Annotated in this window: 18 protein-coding genes; 12 read left to right on the top strand and 6 right to left on the bottom strand. The window is 63.1% G+C overall.

Going from position 1 to position 22,493, the window contains the following annotated elements; translation table 11 throughout:
- The first annotated feature begins 137 nt into the window (after window positions 1-137).
- From hutU to QCL51_RS23245, 12 genes are all read left to right on the top strand, one after another.
- The gene (gene hutU, locus QCL51_RS23300) at window positions 138-1,811 is read left to right on the top strand and encodes a urocanate hydratase (RefSeq protein WP_021783725.1); all 1,674 of its coding nucleotides are present in this window, start codon (window positions 138-140) and stop codon (window positions 1,809-1,811) included.
- A 107-nt stretch (window positions 1,812-1,918) separates the two neighbouring features.
- Entirely contained in the window at window positions 1,919-3,451 is a 1,533-nt protein-coding gene (hutH, locus tag QCL51_RS23295) for a histidine ammonia-lyase (RefSeq protein ID WP_010955589.1), read from the top strand.
- A 156-nt stretch (window positions 3,452-3,607) separates the two neighbouring features.
- Complete coding sequence (locus QCL51_RS23290; protein WP_135192485.1) at window positions 3,608-5,011, top strand: amino acid permease; 1,404 nt, start codon at window positions 3,608-3,610, stop codon at window positions 5,009-5,011.
- Between the two features lie 15 nt (window positions 5,012-5,026).
- Window positions 5,027-6,232, top strand: a complete 1,206-nt coding sequence (hutI, locus tag QCL51_RS23285; protein WP_103443685.1) for an imidazolonepropionase — start codon at window positions 5,027-5,029, stop codon at window positions 6,230-6,232.
- Window positions 6,233-6,242: 10 nt separating this feature from the next.
- Complete coding sequence (gene hutG, locus QCL51_RS23280; protein WP_021783728.1) at window positions 6,243-7,046, top strand: N-formylglutamate deformylase; 804 nt, start codon at window positions 6,243-6,245, stop codon at window positions 7,044-7,046.
- Window positions 7,047-7,214: 168 nt separating this feature from the next.
- Window positions 7,215-8,186: a prolyl aminopeptidase gene (pip, locus tag QCL51_RS23275; protein ID WP_021783729.1), complete on the top strand. Its 972-nt coding sequence runs from the start codon at window positions 7,215-7,217 to the stop codon at window positions 8,184-8,186.
- A complete protein-coding gene (gene dtd / locus QCL51_RS23270) occupies window positions 8,183-8,620 on the top strand; it encodes a D-aminoacyl-tRNA deacylase (protein WP_021783730.1) in 438 nt (145 codons plus the stop codon). Before pip ends, dtd begins: the two co-directional genes overlap by 4 nt.
- A 263-nt stretch (window positions 8,621-8,883) precedes the next feature.
- Window positions 8,884-10,623, top strand: a complete 1,740-nt coding sequence (locus QCL51_RS23265) for a glucan biosynthesis protein G (RefSeq protein WP_338444347.1) — start codon at window positions 8,884-8,886, stop codon at window positions 10,621-10,623.
- Entirely contained in the window at window positions 10,616-13,189 is a 2,574-nt protein-coding gene (gene mdoH / locus QCL51_RS23260) for a glucans biosynthesis glucosyltransferase MdoH (RefSeq protein ID WP_021783732.1), read from the top strand. The genes QCL51_RS23265 and mdoH overlap by 8 nt, the downstream gene beginning before the upstream one ends.
- Window positions 13,190-13,484: 295 nt before the next feature.
- Window positions 13,485-14,282 (top strand): transporter substrate-binding domain-containing protein, encoded by a 798-nt coding sequence (locus QCL51_RS23255; RefSeq protein ID WP_033730273.1) that lies wholly within the window; start codon window positions 13,485-13,487, stop codon window positions 14,280-14,282.
- A 79-nt stretch (window positions 14,283-14,361) separates the two neighbouring features.
- A complete protein-coding gene (locus QCL51_RS23250; RefSeq protein WP_021783734.1) occupies window positions 14,362-15,324 on the top strand; it encodes an amino acid ABC transporter permease in 963 nt (320 codons plus the stop codon).
- Window positions 15,317-16,051 carry an amino acid ABC transporter ATP-binding protein gene (locus QCL51_RS23245; protein WP_003249271.1) on the top strand — a complete coding sequence of 245 codons (735 nt, stop codon included), beginning with the start codon at window positions 15,317-15,319 and terminating at the stop codon, window positions 16,049-16,051. The genes QCL51_RS23250 and QCL51_RS23245 overlap by 8 nt, the downstream gene beginning before the upstream one ends.
- A 109-nt stretch (window positions 16,052-16,160) precedes the next feature.
- On the opposite strand, the gene QCL51_RS23240 is transcribed toward QCL51_RS23245, so the two are convergent.
- From QCL51_RS23240 to QCL51_RS23215, 6 genes are all read right to left on the bottom strand, one after another.
- Window positions 16,161-18,104, bottom strand: coding sequence for a methyl-accepting chemotaxis protein (locus QCL51_RS23240; protein WP_021783735.1), 1,944 nt, complete (start codon window positions 18,102-18,104; stop codon window positions 16,161-16,163).
- 202 nt (window positions 18,105-18,306) lie between these two features.
- On the bottom strand, window positions 18,307-20,223 hold the full coding sequence (locus tag QCL51_RS23235) for a methyl-accepting chemotaxis protein (protein ID WP_084850229.1): 1,917 nt from the start codon (window positions 20,221-20,223) through the stop codon (window positions 18,307-18,309).
- A 101-nt stretch (window positions 20,224-20,324) separates the two neighbouring features.
- Window positions 20,325-21,032, bottom strand: a complete 708-nt coding sequence (locus QCL51_RS23230; RefSeq protein WP_021783737.1) for a 16S rRNA (uracil(1498)-N(3))-methyltransferase — start codon at window positions 21,030-21,032, stop codon at window positions 20,325-20,327.
- Window positions 21,029-21,817 (bottom strand): twin-arginine translocase subunit TatC, encoded by a 789-nt coding sequence (gene tatC / locus QCL51_RS23225; protein WP_103469607.1) that lies wholly within the window; start codon window positions 21,815-21,817, stop codon window positions 21,029-21,031. Before tatC ends, QCL51_RS23230 begins: the two co-directional genes overlap by 4 nt.
- A complete protein-coding gene (gene tatB, locus QCL51_RS23220; RefSeq protein ID WP_010955576.1) occupies window positions 21,814-22,191 on the bottom strand; it encodes a Sec-independent protein translocase protein TatB in 378 nt (125 codons plus the stop codon). Before tatB ends, tatC begins: the two co-directional genes overlap by 4 nt.
- Before the next feature lie 3 nt (window positions 22,192-22,194).
- Entirely contained in the window at window positions 22,195-22,467 is a 273-nt protein-coding gene (locus QCL51_RS23215) for a twin-arginine translocase TatA/TatE family subunit (RefSeq protein ID WP_016489564.1), read from the bottom strand.
- Window positions 22,468-22,493 lie beyond the last annotated feature (26 nt).

The raw sequence follows: 22,493 nt of genomic DNA, 5'->3' as shown, positions 1-22,493 counted from the left end.
ACACCGCCACAAAAATCAAGCCAGGAGCGCACAGGTCCGATTATTTTGGTTGTCCATGCTTGTACATACAAGTAAAGGTGTGTTTGTATATTGACCACGACATACCCGCCCGCGGACGACCGCAGAGGACCTTTCCCGTGACCGACAACAACAAATACCGTGACGTTGAAATCCGTGCCCCACGCGGCAACAAGCTGACCGCCAAAAGCTGGCTGACCGAAGCGCCACTGCGCATGCTGATGAACAACCTCGATCCACAGGTCGCGGAAAACCCGAAAGAGCTGGTGGTATATGGCGGTATCGGCCGCGCTGCGCGCAACTGGGCCTGCTACGACAAGATCGTCGAAACCCTGACCCGCCTGGAAGACGACGAAACCCTGCTGGTGCAGTCGGGCAAGCCGGTCGGTGTGTTCAAGACCCACAGCAATGCACCGCGCGTGCTGATCGCCAACTCCAACCTGGTGCCACACTGGGCCAACTGGGAACACTTCAACGAACTGGACGCCAAGGGCCTGGCCATGTATGGCCAGATGACCGCCGGCAGCTGGATCTACATCGGCAGCCAGGGCATCGTCCAGGGCACCTATGAAACCTTCGTCGAAGCCGGGCGCCAGCACTACGGCGGCAGCCTGAAAGGCAAGTGGGTGCTCACCGCTGGCTTGGGCGGCATGGGCGGCGCGCAGCCACTGGCCGCGACCCTGGCCGGGGCTTGCTCGCTGAACATCGAATGCCAGCAGAGCCGCATCGACTTCCGCCTGGAAACCCGCTACGTCGACGAGCAGGCCACTGACCTCGACGACGCCCTGGCACGCATCGCCAGGTACACCGCCGAAGGCAAGGCCATCTCCATCGCCCTGCACGGCAACGCCGCCGAAATCCTCCCAGAACTGGTCAAACGTGGCGTGCGCCCGGACATGGTCACCGACCAGACCAGCGCCCACGACCCACTCAACGGCTACCTGCCTGCCGGCTGGACCTGGGAGCAGTACCGCGACCGTGCGCAGACCGAACCGGCAGCAGTGGTCAAGGCCGCCAAACAGTCGATGGCCGTGCACGTGCAGGCCATGCTGGACTTCCAGAAGCAGGGTATCCCGACCTTCGACTACGGCAACAACATCCGCCAGATGGCCAAGGAAGAGGGCGTTGCCAATGCCTTCGACTTCCCAGGCTTCGTCCCGGCCTATATCCGCCCACTGTTCTGCCGCGGGGTTGGCCCGTTCCGCTGGGCGGCGCTGTCCGGTGACGCCGAGGACATCTACAAGACCGACGCCAAGGTCAAGGAACTGATCCCTGACGACGCCCACCTGCACCGCTGGCTGGACATGGCCCGCGAGCGCATCAGCTTCCAGGGCCTGCCGGCACGTATCTGCTGGGTGGGTCTGGGCCTTCGCGCCAAGCTGGGCCTGGCCTTCAATGAAATGGTCCGCAGCGGCGAGCTGTCGGCACCGGTGGTGATCGGCCGTGACCACCTCGATTCCGGCTCGGTATCCAGCCCGAACCGCGAAACCGAGGCCATGCGTGATGGTTCGGATGCTGTTTCCGACTGGCCGCTGCTCAACGCCCTGCTGAACACCGCAGGCGGCGCCACCTGGGTGTCGCTGCACCATGGCGGTGGCGTGGGCATGGGCTTCTCGCAGCACTCGGGCATGGTCATCGTCTGCGACGGTACCGATGAGGCCGCCGAGCGCATCGCCCGAGTACTGACCAATGACCCAGGGACAGGCGTCATGCGCCACGCCGATGCCGGTTACGACATCGCCATCGACTGCGCCAAGGAGCAGGGCCTGGACCTGCCGATGATCACTGGCTGATCGCCTCGCTTTGGACCGCACCCCACAAGGGGTGATACTGAACAACAAGAAGGAGTGCGCAGGCACCTGGATACGGGCCTGCGGCTCTACGCGATTGGAGTAGCAAAGTGACCGAACTCACCCTCAAGCCTGGCACCCTGACCCTGGCCCAGCTGCGTGCGATTCACGCCGCGCCCGTGCGCCTGCAACTGGATGCCAGCGCCGCGCCGGCCATCGACGCCAGCGTCGCCTGCGTCGAACAGATCATTGCCGAAGACCGCACTGCCTATGGCATCAACACCGGTTTCGGCCTGCTGGCCTCGACCCGCATCGCCAGCCATGACCTGGAAAACCTGCAGCGTTCGCTGGTGCTGTCCCACGCCGCCGGTATCGGCGCGCCGCTGGATGACGACCTGGTGCGGTTGATCATGGTGCTGAAGATCAACAGCCTCAGCCGTGGCTTCTCCGGCATCCGCCGCAAAGTCATCGACGCGCTGATTGCCTTGGTCAACGCCGAAGTCTACCCGCACATCCCGCTGAAAGGTTCGGTAGGTGCCTCCGGTGACCTTGCGCCGCTGGCGCATATGTCGCTGGTGCTGCTGGGCGAAGGCAAGGCTCGCTACAAGGGCCAGTGGCTGCCGGCCACCGAAGCCCTGGCGATTGCCGGCCTCGAACCGCTGACCCTGGCCGCCAAAGAAGGCCTGGCCCTGCTCAATGGGACTCAGGCTTCCACCGCCTATGCCTTGCGTGGCCTGTTCCAGGCCGAAGACCTGTATGCCGCTGCCATCGCCTGCGGCGGCCTGAGCGTCGAAGCTGCGCTGGGTTCGCGTTCGCCGTTCGATGCGCGTGTCCACGAAGTGCGTGGCCAGCGTGGCCAGATTGACACCGCGGCCTGCTTCCGCGACCTGCTGGGCGACTCCAGTGAAGTGTCGCTGTCGCACAAGAACTGCGACAAGGTCCAGGACCCGTACTCGCTGCGCTGCCAGCCGCAGGTCATGGGTGCCTGCCTGACCCAGCTGCGCCAGGCCGCCGAGGTACTGGGCATCGAAGCCAACGCCGTGTCGGACAACCCGCTGGTGTTCGCTGCCGAAGGTGATGTGATCTCCGGCGGCAATTTCCACGCCGAGCCGGTGGCCATGGCCGCCGACAACCTGGCCCTGGCCATCGCTGAAATCGGCTCGCTCAGCGAGCGCCGCATCTCGCTGATGATGGACAAACACATGTCCCAGCTGCCGCCGTTCCTGGTGGAAAACGGCGGGGTCAACTCCGGCTTCATGATCGCCCAGGTCACCGCTGCCGCCCTTGCCAGCGAAAACAAAGCCCTGTCGCACCCGCACAGCGTCGACAGCCTGCCAACTTCGGCCAACCAGGAAGACCACGTGTCGATGGCCCCGGCGGCCGGCAAGCGCCTGTGGGAAATGGCCGAAAACACCCGTGGCGTGCTGGCCATCGAATGGCTGGGCGCTTGCCAGGGCCTGGACCTGCGCAAAGGCCTTAAGACTTCGGCCAAGCTGGAGCAGGCGCGCCAGGCGCTGCGCAGCGAGGTGCCGCACTACGACCGTGACCGTTTCTTCGCGCCGGATATCGAAAAGGCCGTGGACCTGTTGGCCAAGGGTAGTCTGACCGGCTTGCTGCCGGCGGGTGTACTGCCAAGCCTGTAACGCCCCTGGGGCCGCTGGGCGGCCCTTCGCGGGCGCGCCCGCTCCCACAGAAGTAGGTGCAAAACACCATCCCCTGTGGGAGCGGGCGTGCCCGCGAAGGGGCTGCGCAGCAGCCCCCTGAATCTCACGACCACAAAAACAATTCAAGGACGTGACATGCAACAAGCTCAAGGTCTCAAGCGCGGGCTAAGTGCCCGCCACATCCGTTTCATGGCCCTCGGCTCCGCCATCGGCACCGGCCTGTTCTACGGCTCTGCCTCGGCCATCCAGATGGCAGGCCCGGCCGTGCTGCTGGCCTACCTGATCGGCGGCGCTGCCGTATTCATGGTCATGCGCGCCCTTGGCGAAATGGCCGTGCACAATCCGGTGGCCGGCTCCTTCGGCCACTACGCCACGACCTACCTTGGCCCAATGGCCGGCTTCATCCTCGGCTGGACCTACGCTTTCGAGATGGTCATCGTCGCCATCGCCGACGTCACCGCGTTCGGTATCTACATGGGCTTCTGGTTCCCGGAGGTAGCCCGCTGGATCTGGGTGCTGGGCATCGTCTTCCTGATCGGCGGCCTCAACCTGTGCAACGTCAAGGTATTCGGCGAAATGGAATTCTGGCTGTCGCTGCTCAAGGTCGGCGCCATCGTGGCGATGATCCTGGCCGGTCTCGGCATCATGGCTTTCGGTTTCAGCCAGGTGGGTACCGGGCATGCCGTGGGCATGAGCAACCTGTTCGACCATGGCGGCTTCATGCCTAACGGCGTGGGTGGCTTGATTGCGTCGTTTGCCGTGGTGATGTTCGCCTTCGGCGGTATCGAGATCATCGGCGTCACCGCCGGTGAGGCAAAAGACCCGCAGCGCGTCATCCCCAAAGCGATCAACGCGGTGCCGCTGCGCATCCTGCTGTTCTACGTGCTCACCCTGTTCGTGCTGATGTGCCTGTACCCATGGCCGCAGATCGGCAGCCAGGGCAGCCCGTTCGTGCAGATCTTCAGCAACCTGGGCATTGGCTCTGCCGCTGCCGTGCTGAACGTCGTGGTGATTTCCGCTGCCATCTCTGCCATCAACAGCGACATCTTTGGCGCTGGCCGCATGATGTATGGCCTGGCCCAGCAAGGCCACGCCCCACGCGGTTTCAGCAAGTTGTCGAAACATGGCGTACCGTGGATGACTGTCGTGGTGATGGGGGCTGCGCTGCTGATCGGCGTATTGCTCAACTACCTGATCCCGGAAAATGTGTTCCTGCTGATTGCCTCGATCGCCACCTTCGCCACGGTGTGGGTGTGGCTGATGATCCTGCTCACCCAGGTAGCCATGCGCCGCAGCATGAGCCGCGAGCAAATGGCCCAGCTCAAGTTTCCGGTTCCGTTCTGGCCATACGGCCCGGCCATGGCCATTGCGTTCATGGTGTTCATCTTTGGCGTGCTCGGCTACTTCCCGGACACCCAGGCGGCATTGATCGTCGGCGTGATCTGGGTGGTGTTCCTGGTGGCGTCCTACCTGCTGTGGTGCAAGCCGCGCGCAGGGCAGGGCCAGCCGGTCGCGGAGCCGGCCGAGCTGCACCGCTAGCATAGGAGATTGTGCATGAGAACCCTCTGGCAGCATTGCCATGTTGCAACCATGGCCGACGGCCGCTACTCGGCCATCGAGGATGCGGCGATCGTCACCAGCGCCGGGCTGATCGAGTGGATAGGCCCGCGCGCCGAGCTGGCGCCCGTCGAAGCTGACCGCACGGTTGACCTGGGTGGCGCCTGGGTCACCCCCGGGCTGATCGACTGCCACACCCATGCGGTGTTCGGCGGCAACCGCAGCGGCGAGTTCGAGCAGCGCCTGCAGGGCGTGAGCTATGCCGAAATCGCCGCACAGGGTGGCGGTATCGCCAGCACTGTGCGGGCTACCCGTGCGGCCAGCGAAGACGAGTTGTTCGCCAGTGCTCGCCAGCGCGTCCGGGCACTGATGCGCGATGGCGTGACCACCATCGAGGTCAAGTCCGGCTACGGCCTGGACCTGGCCAACGAGCGCAAGATGCTGCGAGTGGCCCGGCGCCTGGCTGACGAGCTGCCGCTGACGGTGCGTGCCACGTGCCTGGCAGCGCACGCTTTGCCCCCAGAGTACGCAGGCCGGGCCGATGACTACATCGCGCATATCTGCGATGAAATGTTGCCGGCCCTGGCGGCCGAAGGCCTGGTAGATGCGGTGGACGCCTTCTGCGAACACCTCGCGTTCTCGCCGGCCCAGGTCGAACGACTGTTCATCAAGGCACGCGAACTGGGCCTTCCGGTCAAGCTGCATGCCGAACAGCTGTCATCGTTGCACGGCTCAAGCCTGGCCGCGCGTTACCAGGCTCTGTCGGCTGACCACCTGGAGTTCATGACAGAGGAAGACGCCATGGCCATGGCAAACGCCGGCACAGTCGCCGTGCTGCTGCCGGGTGCCTTCTACTTCCTGCGTGAAACCCAGCTGCCGCCAATGGATGCATTGCGCCGGCACGGGGTGAAGATTGCCCTGGCCAGCGACCTCAACCCCGGCACCTCGCCAGGGTTGTCGCTACGGTTGATGCTGAACATGGGCTGCACCTGCTTCCGCATGACGCCGGAAGAAGCCCTGGCCGGCGTTACGGTCCACGCTGCCACGGCGCTGGGCCTGGGTGACAGCCACGGCTCGCTGCAAGTGGGCAAGGTGGCCGACTTCGTCGCCTGGCAGATCGAACGCCCCGCCGACCTGGCCTACTGGCTGGGTGGCGACCTGCCCAAGCGCGTAGTGCGCATGGGCCATGAAATCTCCAACTGAGCGAGGCCCGATGGACAAGGTACTGAGTTTTCACCAAGGTCGCCTGCCGCTGCTGATCAGCATGCCGCACGCTGGCCTGCGCCTGAGCGACGCCGTGCGCGACGGCCTGGTCGACCAGGCGCAAAGCTTGCCGGACACCGACTGGCACATCCCGCAGTTGTACGACTTTGCCCGTGACATGGGCGCCAGCGTGGTGGCTGCAGAGTATTCACGCTTCGTCATCGACCTGAACCGGCCGGACGACGACAAGCCACTGTACGCCGGCGCCACCACGGGCTTGTACCCGGCGACGCTGTTCGGTGGCGAACCCCTGTTCAAGGATGGGCTGGCACCGTCTGGCGAAGAACGTAAACGCTATCTGGAGCAGATCTGGCGCCCCTATCACGCTACCATTCGTCGCGAGCTGGACCGCTTGCGAGAGCAGTTCGGTTATGCGCTGCTGTGGGATGCCCATTCGATCCGTTCGCTGATCCCGCACCTGTTCGACGGCAGGTTACCGGACTTCAACCTGGGTACTTTCAACGGCGCCAGTTGCGATCCGGCACTGGCTGAGCGGCTGCAGGGTGTGTGCGCCGGGATGCAAGGTTACAGCCATGTGCTCAACGGTCGGTTCAAAGGCGGGTACATCACCCGGCATTATGGCGACCCGGCCAACCATATCCATGCTGTGCAACTGGAGCTGGCGCAAAGCACCTATATGGAGGAAATCGAGCCGTTTGCCTACCGGGATGATCTGGCGCAACCGACACAAGCGGTATTGAGGCAGCTGCTGCAAGCGCTGCTGGCGTGGGGCGACGAGCGTTACAAGCGTTGAGTGGAGGCGGCGACGCTATCGGCGTCGCCAGGCGCCGTGGGAGGCCATTGTCGGAAATCTGCGCAATGGCCATTCGCGCCGTTCGAACGCGTCAGCAAGGACGGTGCTGAAAGCGCAATTCAGGTTTATGATGGCCCACGGCCGAATAATCCTCACACGGAGTGCGCAATGCAGACCCTCTACCCGCAGATCAAACCCTACGCCAGGCACGATCTGGCCGTGGAAGCGCCGCATGTGCTTTATGTCGACGAAAGCGGCTCGCCGGAAGGTCTGCCCGTGGTGTTTATCCACGGAGGCCCTGGCGCTGGCTGCGACGCCCAGAGCCGCTGCTACTTTGACCCCAACCTGTACCGCATCATCACCTTCGACCAGCGCGGCTGTGGCCGCTCCACGCCCCATGCGAGCCTGGAGAACAACACCACGTGGCACCTGGTCGAAGACCTGGAGCGCATTCGCGAACACCTTGGCATAGACAAGTGGGTGCTGTTTGGTGGCTCTTGGGGCTCGACCCTGGCCCTGGCCTACGCTCAGGCTCACCCAGAACGCGTGCACGGCCTGATCCTGCGCGGCATCTTCCTGTGCCGGCCGCAGGAAATCGAGTGGTTCTACCAGGAAGGCGCCAGCCGCCTGTTCCCCGACTACTGGCAGGACTACATCGCACCGATACCACCGGAGGAACGCGGCGATCTGGTCAAGGCCTTCCACAAGCGCCTGACCGGTAATGACCAGATCGCCCAGATGCACGCCGCCAAGGCGTGGTCCACCTGGGAAGGCCGTACCGCCACCCTGCGCCCCAATCCGCTGGTGGTCGACCGCTTTTCCGAACCGCAGCGGGCGCTGTCGATCGCTCGCATCGAATGCCACTACTTCATGAACAACGCCTTCCTCGAACCGGACCAGCTGATCCGTGATCTGCCCAAGATCGCCCACCTGCCGGCGGTGATCGTGCATGGGCGCTACGATGTGATCTGCCCACTGGACAACGCCTGGGCGTTGCACCAGGCCTGGCCGAACAGTGAGCTGAAAGTGATCCGTGACGCCGGTCACGCGGCTTCCGAGCCTGGCATCACCGATGCCCTGGTGCGTGCCGCCGACCAGATGGCCCGACGCCTGCTCGACCTGCCCCTGGAAGAAGCATGAAGGGCCTGTTGCAGCGCGTGCGCGGTGCGCGGGTTGAAGTGGCGGGGGAGGTGGTCGGTGCCATCGACCAGGGGTTGCTGGTGCTGGTGGCGGTCGAGCCTGACGATTCCCGCGAACAGGCCGATAAGCTGTTGCACAAGCTGCTGAACTACCGTGTGTTCAGCGACGATCAGGGCAAGATGAACCTGTCGCTCAAGGATGTCGGGGGTGGCCTGTTGCTGGTGTCACAGTTCACCTTGGCCGCCGATACTCGCAACGGCATGCGTCCGAGCTTCTCGACAGCGGCGCCACCGGCCCTCGGCGCCGAGTTGTTCGACTATCTTTTGCAGCAGGCAAAGGCTCAGCACGCCGACGTGGCCAGCGGCCGCTTCGGGGCGGATATGCAGGTGCACCTGGTCAATGATGGCCCCGTAACATTTATGTTACAAATATGAGGTCAAAAACCCCTTTGTTCACAGGAAAACAAGGGGTTTTATACGATAAATAGTTGCTCCAGCCTGATGCGTTGTCACGCAACCTGCTGGATAATCGCGCGCTGCATGGACCTGCGTTCGCAGGTCCGTTTCACTCTGACTCGAGCATTGTCTGGATCCGTTTGGGGAATCATTACGCCCTCACGGGGTCCGAACAGTGCTCGCCAACCCGGCATTTGTCGCTGGCCGTTGGTTTCATGATCTGTTTTCGGCGAGGGTTGCTCGTGATTGTTAGTCCCCAAAAAGCATCAAGAATCCCCGGCGTTCGGCTACGCAAGGCGCTGATGGCCAGTGTGGCTCTGGTTGGCCTGATGAGCGCGGGCCAGCTGTGGGCATTCAATCTTGACGATGTTGCAGCCAAGGCAAAGGATCTGGCCGGCCAGAAGTACGACGCACCCAAAAGCAACCTGCCGGCCGTGTTCCGCGACATGAAGTTTGCGGACTACCAGAAAATCCGTTTCCTGCAGGAAAAGGCCGAGTGGGCCAAGGACAAGACCCCGTTCAAACTGTCGTTCTATCATCAGGGCATGCACTTCGACACCCCGGTGAAAATCAACGAGGTCACTGCCACCAAGGTCCAGGAAATCAAGTACGACCCGGACCGCTTCGAGTTCGGTGACGTGCCGCACGACCCGGAAACCACCAAAAACCTCGGTTACGCCGGTTTCCGCGTGCTGTACCCGATCAACAAGGCTGACAAGCAGGACGAGATCATGACCCTGCTTGGCGCCAGCTATTTCCGCGTAGTCGGCAAGGGCCATGTGTACGGCCTGTCTGCCCGTGGCCTGGCCATCGACACCGCACTGCCCTCGGGCGAAGAGTTCCCGCGCTTCACGGAGTTCTGGGTTGAAAAACCCAAGCCAGCCGACAAGCACCTGGTGATCTATGCGCTGCTGGATTCGCCGCGCTCCACCGGCGCCTACAAGCTGATCCTGCGTCCGGGCAACGACACCGTGGTCGACGTGCAGTCCCGCGTGTTCCTGCGTGAGCATGTCAGCCGCTTGGGCATTGCTCCGCTGACCAGCATGTACCTGTTCGGCCCCAATCAGCCGTCCAAGGTGCTCAACTACCGCCCGGCCCTGCATGACTCCGAAGGCCTGTCGATTCACGCCGGCAATGGCGAGTGGCTGTGGCGCCCGCTGAACAACCCGAAGCACCTGGCCGTGAGTAACTTCAGCGTCGAGAACCCGCGTGGTTTCGGCCTGATGCAGCGCCAGCGCGCCTTCAGTGACTACGAAGACCTCGACGACAACTACCAGAAGCGCCCAAGCGCCTGGATCGAGCCGAAGGGTGACTGGGGCAAGGGTAGCGTCGACCTGGTCGAAATCCCGACCGCCGACGAGACCAACGACAACATCGTGGCCTTCTGGAGCCCGGAGAAGCTGCCGGAGCCCGGCAAGCCGATCGAGTACGCCTACCGCCTGCACTGGACCATTGACGAGCCGAAGTTCCAGGCCCCTGATCTAGGCTGGGTCAAGCAGACCCTGCGTTCCACCGGTGACGTCAAGCAGTCCAACCTGATCCGCCAGCCAGACGGCAGTGTGGCGTTCCTGGTCGACTTCGCCGGCCCGGCCCTGGCCGCCCTGCCGGAAGACACCGCCGTGCGCAGCCAGATCAGCGTGGGCGACAACGCCGAGGTGGTCGAGAACAATCTGCGCTATAACCCTGAGACCAAGGGCTGGCGCCTGACCCTGCGCCTGAAGGTCAAGGAAGCCAACAAATCGACCGAAATGCGCGCCGCACTGGTGCGTGACGTGCCGGTCGAAGCCGCCAAGCCTGCCCAGGACGCCAAGCAGGACAAGGCCGCAGCCAAGCCTGCCAAGGCCGAGAAAGCCGTCAAGGCTGAGCCATCTGCCAAGGCCGAACAACCTGCCGCCGATGCGGCGCCCACCAACGGGGCCCCGGCCACCACCGAGAAGGTGCTGACCGAGACCTGGAGCTATCAGTTGCCTGCCGATGAGTAACTCAAGCGCAAGGCCGGAATCGCTTGGCGAGTACCTGGCCCACCTACCACTGAGCGACCAGCAGCGGGCTGAACTTGCCAGCTGCACCTCGTTCAGTGAGCTGCACCAACGCTTGGCGGCCAACCCGGCCGCCAGCTCTGCCGAGGCCGTGCAGGCCTCGGTGGGCCCGCGCCTGACCGTGGGCAGCGCCGCCGAGCTGGAAGACGCCGAAATGCTCGGCGTCGATGGCAGCGGCCGCCTGTGCCTGAAGATCGCCCCGCCGATCAAGCGCACCAAGGTTGTGCCCGAACCGTGGCGCACCAACGTGCTGATCCGCATGTGGCGGCGCATGACCGGCCGTACCAATGCCCCGCAGCCGCCCAAGCGCGAACTGCCACCGGCACGCTGGCGCACGGTCGGTTCGATCCGCCGCTATATCCTGCTGACCCTGATGATTGGCCAGACCATCGTTGCTGGCTGGTACATGAAGGGCATCCTGCCGTACCAGGGCTGGTCGTTCGTCGACCTCGACGAAATCCTCAGCCAGTCGCTGTGGGACACGGTGGTGCAGGTGTGGCCGTATGCCCTGCAGACTTCTATCCTGATCCTCTTCGGCATCCTGTTCTGCTGGGTGTCGGCGGGCTTCTGGACCGCGCTGATGGGCTTCCTCGAGCTGCTCACCGGGCGCGACAAATACAAGATTTCGGGCAGCAGCGCAGGCAACGAGCCAATCGCGCCCGAGGCGCGCACCGCGCTGGTGATGCCGATCTGCAACGAAGACGTGCCGCGGGTGTTCGCCGGCCTGCGCGCAACGTTCGAGTCGGTGGCCGCCAGCGGCAACCTCGACCGTTTCGACTTCTTTGTGCTCAGCGACACCAACGACACCGACATTGCCGTGGCCGAGCAACAGGCCTGGCTGGATGTGTGCCGCGAAACCAAAGGCTTTGGCCGCATCTTCTACCGCCGCCGTCGCCGCCGGGTGAAGCGCAAGAGCGGCAACCTCGACGACTTCTGCCGTCGCTGGGGTGGCGAGTACAAGTACATGGTTGTACTCGACGCCGACAGTGTCATGAGCGGCGAGTGCCTGAGCAGCCTGGTGCGCCTGATGGAAGCCAACCCGGACGCCGGCATCATCCAGACCGGGCCGAGAGCCTCGGGCATGGACACCCTGTACGCACGCATGCAGCAGTTCGCTACCCGCGTGTACGGCCCACTGTTCACTGCCGGTCTGCACTTCTGGCAGTTGGGTGAGTCGCACTACTGGGGCCACAACGCGATCATCCGCATGAAGCCGTTCATCGAGCACTGCGCCCTGGCGCCGTTGCCGGGCAAGGGCGCATTCGCCGGTGCCATCCTTTCCCACGACTTCGTCGAAGCTGCGCTGATGCGCCGTGCCGGCTGGGGCGTGTGGATTGCCTACGACTTGCCGGGCAGCTACGAAGAACTGCCGCCAAACCTGCTCGACGAGCTCAAGCGCGACCGCCGCTGGTGTCACGGCAACCTGATGAACTTCCGCCTGTTCCTGGTCAAAGGCATGCACCCGGTTCACCGTGCGGTGTTCCTCACCGGGGTGATGTCTTACCTGTCGGCGCCGCTGTGGTTCCTGTTCCTGGTGCTGTCGACCGCGTTGCTGGCGACCAACACGCTGATGGAGCCGCAGTATTTCATCGAGCCATACCAGCTTTACCCGCTGTGGCCGCAATGGCACCCGGAGAAGGCCGTAGCGCTGTTCTCCACCACCATCGTGCTGTTGTTCCTGCCCAAGCTGCTTAGCGTCATCCTGATCTGGGCCAAGGGCGCCGTCGAGTTTGGTGGGCGAGTCAAGGTTACTTTGTCGATGCTGATGGAGATGCTGTTCTCCATGTTGCTGGCACCGGTACGCATGATCTTCCACACCCGCTTCGTGCTGGCCGCGTTCCTCGGCTGGGCTGCGACCTGGAACTCGCCGCAGCGCGACGACGACTCCACGCCGTGGGGCGAAGCCGTGCGCCGGCATGGCCCGCAGACGCTGCTGGGCATTGCCTGGGCCGCACTGGTGGCGTGGTTGAACCCGAGCTTCCTGTGGTGGCTGGCGCCTATCGTCGGTTCGCTGGTGCTGTCGATCCCGGTATCGGTCATTTCCAGCCGCACCCGCCTGGGCCTGGCGGCCAAGGACGAGAAGCTGTTCCTCATCCCCGAGGAATACGCCACCCCACAAGAGCTGCTGGCGACCGACCAGTACACTCACGAAAACCGCTGGCATGCCTTGCATGATGGCTTCGTGCGGGCCGTGGTCGACCCGCGGCAGAATGCCCTGGCCTGCGCCATGGCCACTGCCCGCCATGGCCAGGCGGCACCGATTGAAGCGTTGCGTGCAGAGCGCGTTGCCAAGGCGATTGAAGTCGGGCCGAAAGGCCTGGACCTCAATACGCGCCTGGCCCTGCTCAGCGATCCGGTGGCACTGAGCCGCCTGCACGAGCAGGTGTGGGCCGAGCACAACGCGGCATGGATCGATGTGTGGCGTGCGTCGATCAACAATGACCCGCATTCTCCGCTGTTGCCGTTGCACCCGGAAAACGCAGGCCAACCGACACTCGTCGGCGCCTGATCGGGCCTGTTCGCGGCGGTTCGGCGCCCCGATGGACCCGATCCTACAGGGTAACTGACAGGTCCTCTTCGCGGGTGAACCCGCTTCTACCAGGGATACACATTCCCTTGTAGGAGCAGGTTCACCCGCGAAGCTTTTTGCCCTAGCCCCCATTTTGGCCAACAAAGTCCCCCCGCGGCTCTAGGTCCTCGGGCCGCCATGCGTTAGCATCCCTCTCCGATACGACGCTTCGGCCAGCACGGCCGTGCCAACACAATAAGATTCGCTACTTTTATTGCTAGGGGACTTGGTGATGATCAAGAAATACCTTTCGCGACTGCTGGTCGGTGTGACCGCCCTGGTCGCCGTGACTGCGGCCCAGGCGGGCGCCATCGATGACGCGGTCAAGCGCGGCACCCTGCGGGTGGGCATGGACCCGACTTACATGCCGTTCCAGATGACCAACAAACGTGGCGAAATCATCGGCTTCGAAGTCGATATCCTCAAGGCCATGGCCAAGTCCATGGGCGTCAAGTTCGAGGCTGTGTCCACCGCCTATGACGGCATCATCCCGGCCCTGCTGACCGACAAGTTCGACATGATCGGCAGCGGCATGACCCTGACCCAGGAGCGCAACCTGCGTCTGAACTTCAGCGAACCCTTCATCGTGGTTGGTCAGACCCTGCTGATCCGCAAGGAACTGGCTGGCGAGATCAAGTCGTACAAAGACCTGAACAACGAGAAGTACCGCCTCACTTCCAAGTTGGGCACCACGGGTGAAATGGTCGCCAGGAAGCTGATCAGCAAAGCCAAGTACCACGGCTACGACAACGAACAGGAAGCGGTCATGGACGTGGTCAACGGCAAGGCTGACGCCTTTGTCTATGACGCGCCGTACAACGTGGTGGCGGTAGATAAAGCCGGCGCCGGCAAGCTGCTGTTCCTCGACGAGCCCTTCACCTACGAGCCGCTGGCCTTCGGCCTGAAGAAAGGCGACTACGACAGCATCAACTTCATCAACAACTTCCTGCACCAGATCAAGCACGACGGGACCTACGATCGTATTCACGACAAGTGGTTCAAGAACAAGGACTGGCTGAAGGAAATGGAATAAGGCCCAGGCCACAAGCCCGGCTTTATGACCCCGACGCGCAGGCAAACCCTGCGCGTTCGCATTTACGGAAGTACCCCACGTGATCAAACACAAGAAAGCCCAGTGGCCATGGCATGGGTTGACCGCCCTGGTCCTGGTGGGCCTGGCGCTCAGCCTTTACATGGCCACCTCGATGATTTCCTACGAGTGGCGCTGGAACCGCGTACCGCAGTACTTCGCCTACAAGGCCGAGGACGTACAACGCGCTGCCGGCTACGGCACTGTGCAGGAAATCGTCATCTCCGGTGACAACGCCCGCGTCACGCTGAAGGACGAAAGTGGTGCCGAGCAAGTGCTCGATGTGGCCAAGGACAGCCTACAACTGAGCCGCGGCGACGATGTTGCCGAAGGCGACCAGATTGGCGTAACCCGTCACTGGGCCGCTGGCCCGCTGGCGTGGGGCCTGTGGACCACTTTGTGGATCTCGGTGGTGTCCGGGGCCTTGGGCCTGGTGATCGGGCTGTTCGCCGGATTGTGCCGGTTGTCCAACAACCCGACCCTGCGCGACCTGTCGACCGTCTATGTCGAACTGGTGCGCGGTACGCCGCTGCTGGTACAGATCTTCATCTTCTACTTCTTCATCGGCACCGTGCTCAACCTGTCCCGCGAGTTTGCCGGGGTGGCGGCACTGGCATTGTTCACCGGTGCTTACGTGGCTGAAATCGTCCGTGCTGGCGTGCAGTCGATCGCCAAGGGCCAGAACGAGGCTGCCCGGTCGCTGGGCCTGAACGCTGGCCAGTCGATGCGCCATGTGATTCTGCCGCAAGCGTTCAAGCGCGTGCTGCCGCCCTTGGCCGGCCAGTTCATCAGCCTGGTCAAGGACACCTCGCTGGTGTCGGTGATCGCCATCACCGAACTGACCAAGAGTGGCCGTGAGGCCATCACCACCTCGTTCTCAACCTTCGAGATCTGGTTCTGCGTGGCAGGCCTGTACCTGCTGATCAACCTGCCGCTGTCGCACATTGCCAGCCGGCTCGAGCGGAGGCTTGCGCAAAGTGATTGAAGTCCGTGACCTGCTGAAAGTCTTCGACACCCGTGGTCAGGTGGTAAGGGCTGTGGATAACGTCACCACTCAGGTCGCCAAGGGCGAAGTGGTGGTGGTGCTCGGGCCATCGGGGTCGGGCAAGTCGACGTTCCTGCGCTGCCTCAACGGCCTGGAGCATTTCGACCAAGGCCATGTGGCCATCGATGGCCTGCAACTGGCCGACCCTAAGACCGACATCAATGCCTATCGCCGCGAAGTCGGCATGGTGTTTCAGCATTTCAACCTGTTTCCGCACATGACCGTGCTGGAAAACCTGTGCCTGGCGCAGAAGGTGGTGCGCAAGCGCAACAAGGCTGACCGCGAGGCCAAGGCCCGGGCGTTGCTGGAAAAGGTCGGTATTGCGCAGAAGGCCAACGAATTCCCGTCCCGGCTTTCCGGCGGTCAGCAGCAGCGGGTAGCGATTGCCCGGGCCCTGGCCATGGACCCGAAAGTGATGCTGTTCGACGAGCCGACCTCAGCGCTCGACCCGGAAATGGTCGGTGAGGTGCTGGACGTGATGAAGACCCTGGCCCAGGAAGGCATGACCATGGTTTGCGTCACCCACGAAATGGGCTTTGCCCGTGAAGTGGCCGACCGCGTGCTGTTCTTCGATCACGGCAAACTGCTGGAAGATTCGGCCCCAGCGGCGTTCTTCGCTGCGCCGAAAGACCCGCGTGCGCAGGCATTCCTGCGCCAGGTGCTGTAACCGCGCCGGGTTCTTCGCGGGCAAGCTCGGCCCTGCATGTCCACCACTGCCTTGAAGGGGGTGCTGTACCTGTGGGCGCGGGCTTGCCCGCGAAGAGGGCGACGTGATGTCAGATGCTGAACCTCCCCACCATCCCCCGCAATTGCTGCCCCAGATGCTCCAGCTCTCCACTCGAGGCTGCCGTCTGCTCACTGGCGGCACTGGTCTGATCCGAAACATCCCGCACATTGATTACGCTTCGGTTGATCTGCTCGGCCACCACGCTCTGCTCTTCACTGGCGGTGGCGATCTGCTGGTTCATGCCCTGAATGCTCGACACCGTGTCGGTGATCTGGCTCAGCGCGTGCCCGGCCCTGCGGCTCAGCTCTACGCTCTGTTCGGTCAGGCTCTTGCTGCTGTCCAGCAAACGGGTCACTTCGTCGGTACCGTTGTGCAGGCTGTCGATCAGTTGGCCGATCTCCTCGGTCGCCGTCGACGTGCGCTGGGCCAGGCCGCGCACCTCATCGGCCACCACGGCAAAGCCACGCCCGGCTTCACCGGCCCGTGCCGCTTCGATCGCCGCGTTCAGCGCCAGCAGGTTGGTCTGTTCGGAGACCGACTTGATCACATCCAGGATGCTGCCAATCCGCTGGCTCTCGCCTGCCAGGTGCTGCATGGCCGCCAGGCAATGGTCCATCTGCCCGGCCAGTTGTTCGATACGGCCGATGGCTTCGGCGACTACCTGATCACCCACCTGTGCCTGCTGGTCAGCGTTGGTCGCGGCCAGTGAGGCTTGCTCGGCGTTCTGTGCCACTTCCTGCACGGTGGCGCTCATCTGGTTCATGGCAGTGGCCACCTGGTCGGTTTCCTCGCGCTGCTGATTGATGCGCAACTTGGTGTCTTCGCTACTGGCCGCCAACTGCGTGGCGGCCTGTGAAAGCTGGCCGACACCCTGATCAATGCCACCGATCAGCTCGCGCAGGCTCAAGGTCATCTCGCGCATGCTGGTTTGCAACTGGCCCATTTCGTCGCGACGTTGCACGGTGTCGACCTGGCTCAGGTCACCCTTGGCGATGCGGGCGGCCACGGCCAACGTCTGGCGCAGTGGCTGGGTGATCTGCAAGGTGATCAGCCAGGCGGCCAGCGCCCCTACCACCATTGCCAGCAGTGCCACACTGGTCAGCAGCGACCGAGCGGCCAGGGCCTCACTGTCGCGTTGTTCGACCTTGCGTTTGCCCAGTTCGAGGCTAACCGTTCGCAGCTCGTTGCCCATGTTTTCCATGTTGTTCTGCAACTGCTCGACACGTACGGCGGCGCGGCGGTACTGATCCAGGCTGGTGCGGTACTTGCTCAGCTCGACACCGGGTTGCTCACTGATGGCACGTGGCAAGCCCAACGGTGCAAGGCCTTCAAGCAGTTGCGCAAGGCTACTGTCGGCGGCGTCCAGGGCGTTATCACCGACTTTGGCAAAATCCTCGACCGGGACGAAGGTGTAGGCTGGAACCAGGCTTTGCTGGTTGGCACCTTCGACATGCCGGCTGAGGGTGTCCATCAGGCCCAGCACACCACTTTGCTGACTGTCGTCAGGCATTTTCAGCAAGGCCTGGGTCTGCAGTTCGTCAATCGCCACGCTGAGTGCTTGCTCCTGCGACTGCAGGGCTTCGCGCAGGGCTACACGGCTGGCGACGCTGCGCTGCAGTTCGCTGAAGTTGTCGCGCAGGCTCTGTAACAATGCCATTTTTTCTGTCAGCAACTGCCGTGACTCATCGACGTTGCTGCGTTGCTGCAGGGTGGTCAGCATGCTATTGAGCTGGTCGAGGATGTTGCTGATGCGCGCTCTGCTGGCATCGTCGTTGAGCACGCGGTAGGTGATGCGTTCCGCGCGCAGGTCTTTTGTCAGGTCGTTGATCAGGCCTATTTCACTGAGTTGCTGTGAGCGCACGATGGCACCATCCAGGGCACGCCAGCCGCTGATGGTGGTGGCCAGGGTGAGCAGCAGGACCACGGCGAAGCCGAGGGCCAGCTTGGCGGCGACACTGATGTTGCCGAGCTTGCGGTTGAGGGAGCCAAGCATGGGGAATCTCCGAGCGAGTGAGAGAAAGGATGCAGGCGCATGGCTGGCATCACATCTCTGCCCATCGGCAGCGGAGTTGTAGGACTTGACCTGATAATCAGGTAGGAAATTTCGCCGCTAGAAGTAGGAAACAGTTCGTCCGGTGCCGCCTCCTCGCGGGTAAAACCGCGAAGAGGCCCGACCGGGCGACCGCTAGTTCAGATCAGAGCCTGAACCGCCCAACCAACCCTTGCAAGTGGGTACCCAACCGCGCCAGTTCCACGCTGGAGCTGGCGGTCTCCTCACTCGCCGCCGAGGTCTGGTCGGAAATATCACGCACATTCATCACGCTGCGGTTGATCTCCTCGGCCACCGCCGTCTGCTCCTCGGCCGCCGTGGCAATCTGCTGGTTCATCGCCTGAATCGACGACACCGTGCGGGTGATGGTTTCCAACGAGCTGCCGGCGCGGCGGGTCAGCTCGACGCTGCTGTCGGTCAGTTGGCGGCTGTTGTCCATCACGCTGGCCACCCGTTGGGTGCCGCTTTGCAGGCCGGCAATCAACTCTTCGATCTCTTCGGTCGACTGCTGTGTGCGTTGGGCCAAGCTACGCACTTCGTCGGCAACCACGGCAAAGCCACGCCCGGCCTCACCGGCGCGGGCCGCTTCGATTGCCGCGTTGAGGGCTAACAGGTTGGTTTGCTGGGCCACCGATTTGATCACGTCGAGTACGCTGCCGATCTTGTCGCTTTCGGTCTTGAGCAGGTTCATCGCTTCGCTGGAGTTGACCACTTCGCTTGCCAGGCGCTCGATCTGTGCCACCGCCTCGCCCACCACGCGATCGCCCTCGCGGGCCTGCTGGTCGGCCATCAGGGCGGCTTCCGAAGCCTGTTCGGCATTGCGTGCCACATCGTGCACGGTGGCTGTCATCTGGTTCATGGCCGTCGCCACCTGGTCGGTTTCGACCTTCTGGTTGTTGACCCCGGCGCTGGTCTGTTCTGTCACCGCCGACAGCTCCTCGGCAGCGCTGGCAATCTGCGTGACGCCGTCGCCAATGCCGCCGATCAGTTCACGCAAGCCTTGGGTCATGCGATGCATGCTGGCTTGCAATTGGCCCAGTTCGTCGCGGCGTTGCACCTGCAGGCTTTGGGTCAGGTCTCCGCTGGCCACGCGTTCTGCGGCGTGCAGGGTCTGGCGCAGAGGGATGATGATCTGCCGGGTAATGGTCCAGGCGGCCAGCAGGCCAAGGGCCAGTGCCAGCACGGTGGCGACTGTGAGCAGTGTTTTGGCCTGCGCGGCAGCAGCATTGCGCACCTCGGTTTGCGAGGTGGTCATCGTCTGGCTGGCCTGCAGCAGTACCGTGCCTTGTTCAGCCATGCTTTGCAGCGCTTGTTCACTGGCACGCAGGGCATCACCGAACTGGGTCACGGCATCGCGGTAGCCGCCCATGGCCGTGGCGGCATCATCCAGGTTGGCAGCATGTTCGGCTGGCACTTTGGCCGGCAGTGCGCGCAGCTCGGCCAAGGCCTGGTCGATGGCCTTCAGTGCCGTTTGCTGGAAATCGGCATTGCCGCTGTAGGTGTAGCCACGCACCTGGAAACGCGCTTGTTGCAGCAATGCGCTGACGTCCACCGCGTGCTGGTACTGATTGATGTCTGCACCTTGCAGCAGGCTACGTTGTACTCGGCCAATCAATTCAACGACTTTATCGGCGCTGCTACCCAGTACATCACGGCTTGCTTCGCGGCGTTGTTCGGCCTGCTTCAGCTCGTTGAATGCCTGCTGGTAGATGCGCACTGCCTCGCGCTGCTGTTCAAGGCGCTGGCGGTCGGCAGGCTGTTCGATCTGGCCAAGCATCAGTTGCACTTGGCGGTCGAGGTTGCCCAGGGCTTTTTCCAGCTCTGCCAGCGAAGCGTCGTCGCGGCGGCGATCGTAGAGCTGGCGGGCGATGCGCAGCTCCTGGGTGTATTGCTGGACGACAGAAATGTTTCCCAGTTTGTCGCCACGGTCGATGATGCTGTCCATGCCGTGCCAGCCGACCAGGGTAATAGCCAAGGTCAATAGTAGCACCAGGCCGAAACCCAGCCCCAGTTTGCGATTGACGCTCACATTGCCCAGCGATTGGGCTAACCATTGATACATGTTCGACTCCCCGGCGGCTTGGCAGCACAAATAACTGTTTTGTTGCCAAGGCCATCGGCCCGGGAGAGGGAAACTTTATGGGCAAAAAAGGGGGGGTTGTGTCAGAAAATGCGCGAAAGTAGCGCGGTGACGGCGGTCTCCACCCGCAAGATGCGATCACCCAGCTGCACCGGCGCCAGGCCTGCCTTGCCCAGCAGGTCGATTTCGTAGGGGATCCAGCCGCCCTCGGGGCCGATGGCCAGGGTAACGGCTTGTTCTACGGCGCGCGGACAGGCTGGGTAAGGGCCGGGGTGGCCGACCAGGCCCAGGGTGCCGGCGGCGATGGTGGGCAGGCGGTCTTCGACAAAAGGCTTGAAGCGCTTTTCGATGATGACCTCGGGCAGCACTGTGTCGCGCGCTTGTTCCAGGCCCAGGATCAGGTTCTCGCGAATGGTGTCGGGCTGCAGGAAGGGCGTTTGCCAGAAGCTTTTCTCGACCTTGTAGCTGTTCAGCAGGATCAGCCGCGGTACACCCAGTGTGGCCACGGTCTGAAACAGCCGTCGCAGCATTTTGGGCCGAGGCACCGCCAGCACCAGGGTCAGCGGCAGCTTGGCCGGTGGCTGCTGGTCGAAGGCCACTGCAAGCTCGGCTTCGTGTTTTTCCAGGCGCAGCACCGTGGCCTTGCCCATCAGGCCATTGATACGGCCCACGCGCAGGTTGTCACCCACCGCCACGCGGTGGATTTCCTGCATATGGGTGAAGCGCCGATCAGCAAGAACGACGCGGTTGGCCGAAACGAAGTCGGCCTCTTCAAGAAGCAACAGGTTCACGGTTGGGTCGCAGGTGGCTGGTCGTTATGGTCGTCGGCGGTTTCGTCGTGGGCGCTGCGCTTGCGGATCAGGCTGCCGCACAGCACACCGATCTCGAACAGCAGCCACATGGGCACGGCCAGCAGGGTCTGGGAGAAGATGTCCGGTGGGGTGAGGACCATGCCGACCACGAAGCAGCCGATGATCACATAGGGGCGGGCCTTTTTCAGGTACTTCACGTCGACCACGCCGATCCACACCAGCAGCACCACTGCCACCGGGATTTCGAAGGCCACGCCAAAGGCGAAGAACAGCGTCATCACGAAGTCGAGGTAGCTTGCGATGTCGGTCATCATCGCTACGCCTGCCGGGGTGGCAGCGGCGAAGAACTTGAACATCAGCGGGAACACAAGGAAATAGGCAAAGGCCATGCCGGCGTAGAACAGCAGGATGCTCGATACGAGCAGCGGAATGGCAATGCGCTTCTCGTGACGGTACAGCCCGGGGGCGATAAAGCCCCAGATCTGCTGGAGGATGAACGGGATGGCCAGGAACAGCGCCACTATCATGGTCAGCTTGAACGGCGTGAGGAACGGCGAGGCCACATCGGTGGCGATCATCGTTGCATTGGCCGGCAAGTGCTCGCGCAGTGGCGCGGAAACCAGTGTGTAGATCTGCTGGGCGAAGGAGAACAGCCCGGCAAAGATCAGGAAAATGACGGCAACGCAGCGCAGCAGGCGGGTGCGCAGTTCGGTCAGGTGTGAAACCAGCGGCATTGGCTGGTCGTGTTCCGGATTCTCGCTCATGGGGCTCGCGGCGGTTGAGGCGGTTCAGACGGTGCGGCCGGGGCAGCGGGTGCTTCGACCGGCTTGGCTTCGAGCCCGGCAGGTGGCTGCACGCTGGCCGTGGTGACCGGCGGCTGCGCGGGTGGCGTCATGGGGTTGAGGATGCGCTTGGCTTCCTCTTCCATCTGCAGGATGTGCTCGTTATGCAGCTGGCGGCGGATATCGTCGGCGCCAATTTCGCGCTCCACTTCCATCTTGATGCTGTTGAAGCTGCGCTTGAGCCGCCCGATCCACAGGCCTGCCGTGCGCGCGGCACCCGGCAGGCGCTCGGGGCCGAGCACCAGCAGGGCGACCAGGCCGACGAGCAGCAGCTCGCTGAAACTCATGCCGAACATGGATCAGTCTTTCCGCTGCGGCTCTTGGACCGGTTGGGCCTGGCCCTCGATGGTGTGGCCTTGTTGCGGCTGCGCGGTGTTTTGCACCGGTGGCACCGGTTGGGCAGGCGGCGGAGTCTGCTCGGCCGGTTTGGTCTCTTCTTCGTTCATGGCCTTGCGGAAGCCCTTGATCGATTCGCCCAGGTCGCTGCCGAAGTTCTTCAGTTTCTTGGTGCCGAACACCAGAACCACGACCACCAGCAGGACGATCCAGTGTTTCCAGTCAAAGATACCCATTTCGTACTCCTGAAAATTGTGTGTAC

The organism is Pseudomonas sp. LTR0, from assembly GCF_036630035.1.
Taxonomy (GTDB): Bacteria; Pseudomonadota; Gammaproteobacteria; order Pseudomonadales; family Pseudomonadaceae; genus Aquipseudomonas; species Aquipseudomonas putida_Y.
The sequence above is the reverse complement of the archived record's forward strand: the minus strand, read 5'-3'. Positions and strand labels throughout refer to the sequence as shown.

Excerpts from the sequence above, each read along its gene's own strand:
- QCL51_RS23290 (WP_135192485.1), top strand. The coding sequence starts at position 3,608 with ATGCAACAAGCTCAAGGTCTCAAGCGCGGGCTAAGTGCCCGCCACATC.
- hutI (WP_103443685.1), top strand. The coding sequence starts at position 5,027 with ATGAGAACCCTCTGGCAGCATTGCCATGTTGCAACCATGGCCGACGGC.
- hutG (WP_021783728.1), top strand. The coding sequence starts at position 6,243 with ATGGACAAGGTACTGAGTTTTCACCAAGGTCGCCTGCCGCTGCTGATC.
- pip (WP_021783729.1), top strand. The coding sequence starts at position 7,215 with ATGCAGACCCTCTACCCGCAGATCAAACCCTACGCCAGGCACGATCTG.
- dtd (WP_021783730.1), top strand. The coding sequence starts at position 8,183 with ATGAAGGGCCTGTTGCAGCGCGTGCGCGGTGCGCGGGTTGAAGTGGCG.
- mdoH (WP_021783732.1), top strand. The coding sequence starts at position 10,616 with ATGAGTAACTCAAGCGCAAGGCCGGAATCGCTTGGCGAGTACCTGGCC.
- QCL51_RS23240 (WP_021783735.1), bottom strand. The coding sequence starts at position 18,104 with ATGCTTGGCTCCCTCAACCGCAAGCTCGGCAACATCAGTGTCGCCGCC.
- QCL51_RS23235 (WP_084850229.1), bottom strand. The coding sequence starts at position 20,223 with ATGTATCAATGGTTAGCCCAATCGCTGGGCAATGTGAGCGTCAATCGC.
- tatC (WP_103469607.1), bottom strand. The coding sequence starts at position 21,817 with ATGAGCGAGAATCCGGAACACGACCAGCCAATGCCGCTGGTTTCACAC.
- tatB (WP_010955576.1), bottom strand. The coding sequence starts at position 22,191 with ATGTTCGGCATGAGTTTCAGCGAGCTGCTGCTCGTCGGCCTGGTCGCC.
- QCL51_RS23215 (WP_016489564.1), bottom strand. The coding sequence starts at position 22,467 with ATGGGTATCTTTGACTGGAAACACTGGATCGTCCTGCTGGTGGTCGTG.